Here is a 6,510-nt window from a genome sequence, read left to right on the forward strand (position 1 = left end):
GTGCGGTATCTCCTTGCATGATTACGCGCGGATCGCGGTGAATTGGTGGGTGTGCGTACGCCTCCTGAGCCGCCTGCGCAGCAGCTCCCAGCCCACAAGAAGCGTCACGATGAGGGTGATGTCGGCGTAGACGGACGGGGTGATGCCGATGGAGTCCATGCCGCGGGCGAAGGCGAGGGCGAAGACGGCCATCAGGCCGTATCCGATCGCCGTCTGCACGCCCACGACCGACGAGACCTGGGCGTCCGGGGTGCGGGCGATCAGCCGTTTGAACTGGTGCGCATAGACGACTCCCGCGCAGAGCACCGTCACGGAGAACAGCGCCATGCACAGGTGGATGTTTCCGCTCGCCGTCGGCAACGCCAGGTAGCACAGCGTGGCCAGGACCACCGAGCCCAGGTTCATTGCGTTCTCGTTCGCCGGCGTGACCATTCCGCGGCGGTTGAAGAACTGATAGAGAAAGATTCCGGCGGTCGTGCTGAGCGATTCAACGGTGAAGAACAGTGCCGTTCCGGACTCGCCCCAGTGGAACCACATCCGGGGGATCGCGGTGATGAGGGATTCGTACGTGGCCTGGAACGCGGTGACCGACAGCACGATGTAGAACACGGCGGTCCCGATGGTCTCCTCACGTGCCATCAGGGCCAGTGCGTCGCGTGCTCCGGCCAGGCTGCCGCGCCGGCCCGGGACGCGGGCGGCCCGCAGTGACGCATCGAGACGTGCCTGGTCGGGCCGTACGAACACCATCAGGACGGCCGCCACCGCGAAGGCGGTCGCGTCGATCCACACCACCGTGGACAGACCGGTGAACTTCAGGATGACCACACCCACCGCGCCCGCCAGCGCCATGGCCATCGGCAGGCTGGAGTTGAAGACCGGTGAGTACAGGTCGGTCTCCCGCTCGTCGAAGAACTGGACCAGTGCCTTGACCCGGGCGTTGTTGACGGCACTCTTGAGGAGCGACCTCAGGAAGACCAGTACGAGCGCGCCGACGAACATTCCGGGAGCCAGGAGCCCCAGGAAGAGCAGGGTCGTTCCGGCGGCAGCGCAGTTCAGCCGGATGAGGAGAGTCCTCGCGTTCTGGCGGTCCACATACTGCGCGGCGAAGACGCCGATGAAAAGGTTGGCGACCCAGTCCATCGCGAAGACGATCGCTGAAAGTGTGGCGCTGCCGGTCTCCCGAAAAATATAGGTGGCATAAGAAATCATCAGCAGTTTTGAGCCGAAAAGGGAAATGAAGGATGCCAGGAAAGTGAGCAGGAAATTTCGGCGCAAATAGATTCGCATATCAGGCTTGCTCCCCCTGGCAAGGGCCGTGTGGGCTTCACCGATGAGTTTTCGCCGCAGTGGTACCGGCCACGTTCCCATCCGGTACCGCTCAAGCCGTCGGCCGCTTAGGATCCTTCCCGACAACCCCACGAACTGGGGTTTGCCGCTGACAGGGGGAGTGCAGCACTGTGACGGGATCCGTCAAAGCAGCGATGCGGTTCAACATCCTCGGCGCTTTGGAGTGCTGGGAAGGGACTCGCCGGGTGAGACTCGGCGGGCCGATCCAGGAGCGAGTGCTGACCATGCTCCTGCTGGAGGACCGACAGGTGGTGACGGTCTCCCGGCTGATCGAGGCGGTTTGGGAGGCCGAGCCTCCCAGGACCGCGGTGCAGCAGATACGCAAGACCGTCGCCGGCCTAAGGCAACGCATTCCGCGGGGAGCGGAATTGATCGTCACCGAGGGTGCGGGATATCGGACCATTCTGGGCCCTGGACAACTCGATCTGCATGACTTTCGACGAATGGGCCAGGAGGCCGCGTCCGCTGTGGCCGAGGGCCGGCCGGCGGACGCCGCCGAGAAGCTGAGGGCGGGGCTGGCACTGTGGCGGGGCACGGTGATGTGCGGACAGGGCGGTCCCGTGCTGGACGCCGCCGCCACCGCCCTGGAGGAACACCGCCTCGCGGCCGAGGAGCAGCTCTTCGAACTGCGGCTGGAGGCGGGCGAGGGCGGTGAACTCGTCGGTGACCTGCGCCGGGCCGTCGATGGGAATCCGCTCCGGGAACGGCTGCGCAGCCGGCTCATGCTCGCCCTCTACCGCTCGGGCCAGCAGGCGGAGGCGCTCGCCGAGTACGGCAGGGTCCGGGAGCTGCTCGCCGAGGAACTCGGCATCGATCCCGGCGAGGAGCTCGTCCGCCTCCACGAGGACATCCTGCGGGGCAGCCCGGCACTCGCCCCGACCCGAATACGCCGGGCACCGGTGCCGCGCGAGCCCGCGAGGACTGGTGCCGAGTTCCGGACGCCCTGCACCCTGCCCTACGACCTGAGCGACTTCACCGGGCGGGACAGGGAGTTGGGCCTGCTGCTGAAGATGGCCGAACAGCCCGACACCAGGCTCGTGGGCATCGACGGGATGGGGGGCGCGGGCAAGACGACCCTTGCCGTGCACGCCGCGCACCAGCTGGCCGAGGCGTACCCCGACGGCCAGGTCTACATCGACCTGCGCGGATTCTCGCCCGAAGAACAGCCGCTGCAGGCCGATTTCGCGGTCGCCGCGCTGTTGCGGGACCTCGGTGCCTCCGAGGCGCAGATCCCCGACGACGTCCAGGGGCGTCTCGCGCTGTGGCGTTCGTGGACGGCGGACCGGCGACTGCTGCTGATCCTCGACAACGCGGTGGACACCGCCCAGGTACGGCCACTGCTGGCCGGCCTGACACAGGGATTCGTCATCGTGACCGGCCGGGTCCGGCTGGTCGACCTCGACAGTGCCCAGTGGCTGTCCCTCGGCAGCATGGAACCCGAGGAGAGCGCGCTGATGCTGACCCGGACACTGGGCGAGGAACGGGTGGCCGCCGAACCCAAGGCGGCGCGGGCGCTGGCCGAGCAGTGCGGGCAACTGCCGCTGGCCCTGCGCATCATCACCGCCCGGTTGTCCAAGCGGTCCCACTGGACCCTGCAGTACCTGGTGGGCCGGCTCCACGACGAGTCCCGCCGACTCAAGGAACTCTGCTCCGACGAACGGAGCGTCGCCACCACCATCCAGCTCTCCTACCAGGTGCTGGAACCCGAATACCAGCGCGCCTTCCGGCTCCTGGGCCTGCACGCCGGCAAGGACATCGACGTCCACGCGGCGGCCGCCCTGCTCGGTACTACGCCACCGGACGCCGAAGTGATCCTGGAGGGGCTGCTCGACGTGCATCTGCTCCGTCAGACCGTCATAGGTCTGTACTCCTTCCACGACCTCGTACGCAGCTTCACCCGCGGGTTGCAGCAGGTGTCGGCGCACGACGAGGAGGCGCGGACGGCGCTGGGCGGACTGCTCGACTACTACGTCACGGCGACGGACGAGGCGTGCCGGGTGCTGTTCCCGGGACGCGTTGAGTACGCGTGCGCCACCGCCGGACCGCCGCCGCAGCTGCCGCCGCTCAAGTGCCCGGCGGAGGCCCGGCAGTGGTTCAACCGGGAGCTGTCGGCCCTGCGGCAGGCCGTGCACGTCGGCCGCGAGCACGGATATCCCCGGCAGGCCGCCTACCTGGCCCGCAACGCCGTCTTCCAGTTGCACGGGCGGGGGGACATCAGGGGATACCTGGAGACCGGCGAGGCCGGGCTGGTCGCGGCCCGCCAGGCCGACGACCCCGTCGCCGTGCAGTTCAGCCTGCGGAACGTGATCGCGGGCCATTCCATGCTCGGTGAGTACCGCAGGGCCGCGGACGCCATCGAGGAGGGTCTCCGCCTCGCCAAGACCGACCGGGACCGTCGTCGCGAGGGCGTCTACCTCAGCCAGCTCGGCTGGGTGTACAGCGCCCTGGGGCGCCTGGCCGAGGGGCGGCAGCACCTGGAAGAGGCGGTCCACGTGTGCGCGGAGACGAGGAACGCCATGGAGGAGGCCATCGCCCTGTGCAACCTCAGCTCCGTCTACAGCTGGCTGGGGCGTGCGGATGAGGCGGTGGCCAGGGCACGCCGTTCCGTACGGCTGAGTGACGGGATGAACCAGGTCATGTACCTGGCCTGTGCATTGAACGACCTCGCCATCGCCCATCTGGCCGGCGGTGACCACCGTGCGGCGCTCGTCGTGCTGGACCAGGTGCTCGAACTCGGGTCGGAGGCGACGATGCCCAGGAACCGCGCCCTCACCCATGTCCTCATGGCTGATGTCTGCCAACGGGACGGACGGGGCGACAGCGCGCCCGCCTTCGTGAAGGATGCCCTGGACCTCGTCGAGCCCCTGGGCACCAGGCCGTGGCAGTCCGAGATCGAGAACATCGCCGGGCTCGTCCACCGGCGGCGGGGCGAGTACGACCGCGCGCTGGAGCTGCATCGCAGAGCCTTCCAGCACGCCGCCGCCAGTGAGTTCCGCATCCAGATGGCATGGGCCCTGGACGGCCTCGCGCAGGCGTCGCAGGGGGCCGGGGACCTCACGGCGGCCGCGGAGTACCGCCGTAGCGCTGACGGGCACTTCGATGCCATGGGCGTACCGGACGAGAACCGCAGCCGCGTGTGAGGATCAGGGCGCTGTGCTCTCCCGCACGGGAAGGCGCAGCGCCCTGGGCGCGAGGAGGTCAGCGAGCGACGACCGCGGGACCGTTGGTGTCGGCCAGTACCCGCCCGGCCGCCGGCCCGTCCTGGACCGCCACTGCCCCGGCACCGAGGACCAGCGCCATCGCGAGGACCCCGAGCAGACCTGCCAGCTTGCTTCGCATCGTTCCCACCCCTGTGATGTGTGTGCGCGAAGTGTGTGCACTTCGCGAAACTGATCATGGGGGACGCGCTTTCCGGATGGAGTCCCTTCCGGTACCAACCGCGTACCGTCGCCCGCGAACCGCAGCACCGAAGACAAGAACGCGCTGGTCAGGGCCCGCCCTTCAGCACTCGATGATGTTCACCGCCAGCCCGCCCCGCGCCGTCTCCTTGTACTTGACCGACATGTCGGCGCCGGTGTCCTTCATGGTCTTGATGACCTTGTCGAGGGAGACGTGGTGGCGGCCGTCGCCGCGCATCGCCATCCGGGCGGCCGTGACCGCCTTGACCGCGGCCATGCCGTTGCGCTCGATGCAGGGGATCTGGACGAGGCCGCCGACCGGGTCGCAGGTGAGGCCGAGGTTGTGCTCCATGCCGATCTCGGCGGCGTTCTCCACCTGTTCGGGAGAGCCGCCGAGCACCTCGGCCAGCGCGCCCGCGGCCATCGAGCAGGCGGAGCCGACCTCGCCCTGGCAGCCGACCTCGGCACCGGAGATGGATGCGTTCTCCTTGAAGAGCATGCCGATGGCGCCGGCGGCGAGCAGGAAGCGGACGATGCCGTCCTCGTCGGCGCCCGGCACGAAGTCGAGGTAGTAGTGCAGGACGGCGGGGATGATGCCCGCGGCGCCGTTCGTCGGGGCGGTGACGACCCGTCCGCCGGCCGCGTTCTCCTCGTTGACGGCCATCGCGTAGAGCGTGATCCACTCCATGGCGTGCGCCAACGGGTCGCCCTCGGCGCGGAGTTGGCGGGCGGAGACGGCGGCCCGGCGCCGTACCTTGAGACCGCCGGGCAGAATGCCCTCGCGGGACATGCCGCGGGACACACACGCCTGCATGACCCGCCAGATGTCGAGGAGTCCCGAGCGGATCTCGTCCTCGGTGCGCCAGGCCCGCTCGTTCTCCAGCATCAGCGCGGAGATGGACAGGCCGGTCTCCTTCGTCAGGCGCAGCAGCTCGTCGCCCGTGCGGAAGGGGTACTTCAGCACCGTGTCGTCGAGCTTGATGCGGTCCTGGCCGACCGCGTCCTCGTCGACGACGAATCCGCCGCCGACCGAGTAGTACGTCTTCGACAGCAGCTCCGTACCCGAGGCGTCGAACGCCCACACGGTCATACCGTTCGCGTGGTACGGAAGGGCCTTGCGGCGGTGCAGTTTCAGGTCGTCGTCGAAGGAGAACGGGATCTCGTGCTCGTCGAGGAGCCGGATCCGGCCGGACGACTTGATCGCCTCCACCCGCTCGTCGGCACGCTCCACGTCCACCGTGCGCGGCGAGGCGCCCTCCAGGCCGAGCAGTACGGCCTTGGGGGTGCCGTGGCCGTGGCCGGTCGCGCCCAGGGAGCCGTACAGCTCGGAACGTATGGACGCGACGGAGCCCAGCAGCTCCTCGTTGCGCAGGCGCAGCGCGAACATCCGTGCCGCGCGCATCGGGCCGACCGTGTGGGAGCTGGACGGGCCGACGCCGATCGAGAACAGGTCGAAGACCGAGATGGCCACGGTGACTCCTCAGAACGGGGGTGGTGCGAGGGGCTCCACCGGGGTGGAGCGGGGGCGGGGCGCCGCGCACACCTCCCAGTGTGCGCGGCACCCTCGCGAAACGGGACTACTTGCCCAGACCGGGGTACAGCGGGTGCTTGTCGGCGAGGGTTTTGACCCGGGCCTTCAGCACCTCGGCGTCGTAGGAGGGCTTGAGGGCCTGTGCGATGACGTCGGCGACCTCGGCGAAGTCCTCGGCCGTGAAGCCGCGGGTGGCCAGGGCCGGGGTGCCGATGCGCAGGCCGGAGGTGACCA

At 68.8% G+C, this 6,510-nt stretch carries 4 protein-coding genes and 1 pseudogene; 1 reads left to right on the forward strand and 4 read right to left on the reverse strand.

Annotation, left to right across the window (positions count from 1 at the left end):
- Positions 1-21: 21 nt before the first annotated feature.
- Entirely contained in the window at positions 22-1,368 is a 1,347-nt protein-coding gene (locus LJ657_RS45310) for an MFS transporter (protein ID WP_308117145.1), read from the reverse strand.
- Positions 1,369-1,532: 164 nt separating this feature from the next.
- Between LJ657_RS45310 and LJ657_RS45315 the strand changes: the two genes are divergently transcribed.
- Complete coding sequence (locus LJ657_RS45315) at positions 1,533-4,487, forward strand: AfsR/SARP family transcriptional regulator (RefSeq protein ID WP_232655576.1); 2,955 nt, start codon at positions 1,533-1,535, stop codon at positions 4,485-4,487.
- Between the two features lie 58 nt (positions 4,488-4,545).
- On the opposite strand, the gene LJ657_RS45320 is transcribed toward LJ657_RS45315, so the two are convergent.
- The 3 genes and pseudogenes from LJ657_RS45320 to LJ657_RS45330 form a co-directional block, all read right to left on the reverse strand.
- On the reverse strand, positions 4,546-4,686 hold the full coding sequence (locus tag LJ657_RS45320) for a hypothetical protein (RefSeq protein WP_232655577.1): 141 nt from the start codon (positions 4,684-4,686) through the stop codon (positions 4,546-4,548).
- 162 nt (positions 4,687-4,848) lie between these two features.
- A complete protein-coding gene (locus LJ657_RS45325) occupies positions 4,849-6,216 on the reverse strand; it encodes an L-serine ammonia-lyase (RefSeq protein WP_232655578.1) in 1,368 nt (455 codons plus the stop codon).
- Between the two features lie 106 nt (positions 6,217-6,322).
- Positions 6,323-6,510 (reverse strand): annotated as a pseudogene (locus LJ657_RS45330) (serine hydroxymethyltransferase); the annotation flags it as partial.

Origin of the sequence: Streptomyces guryensis (assembly GCF_021261325.1) — a bacterium.
In the GTDB taxonomy this organism is placed as follows: domain Bacteria; phylum Actinomycetota; class Actinomycetes; order Streptomycetales; family Streptomycetaceae; genus Streptomyces; species Streptomyces guryensis.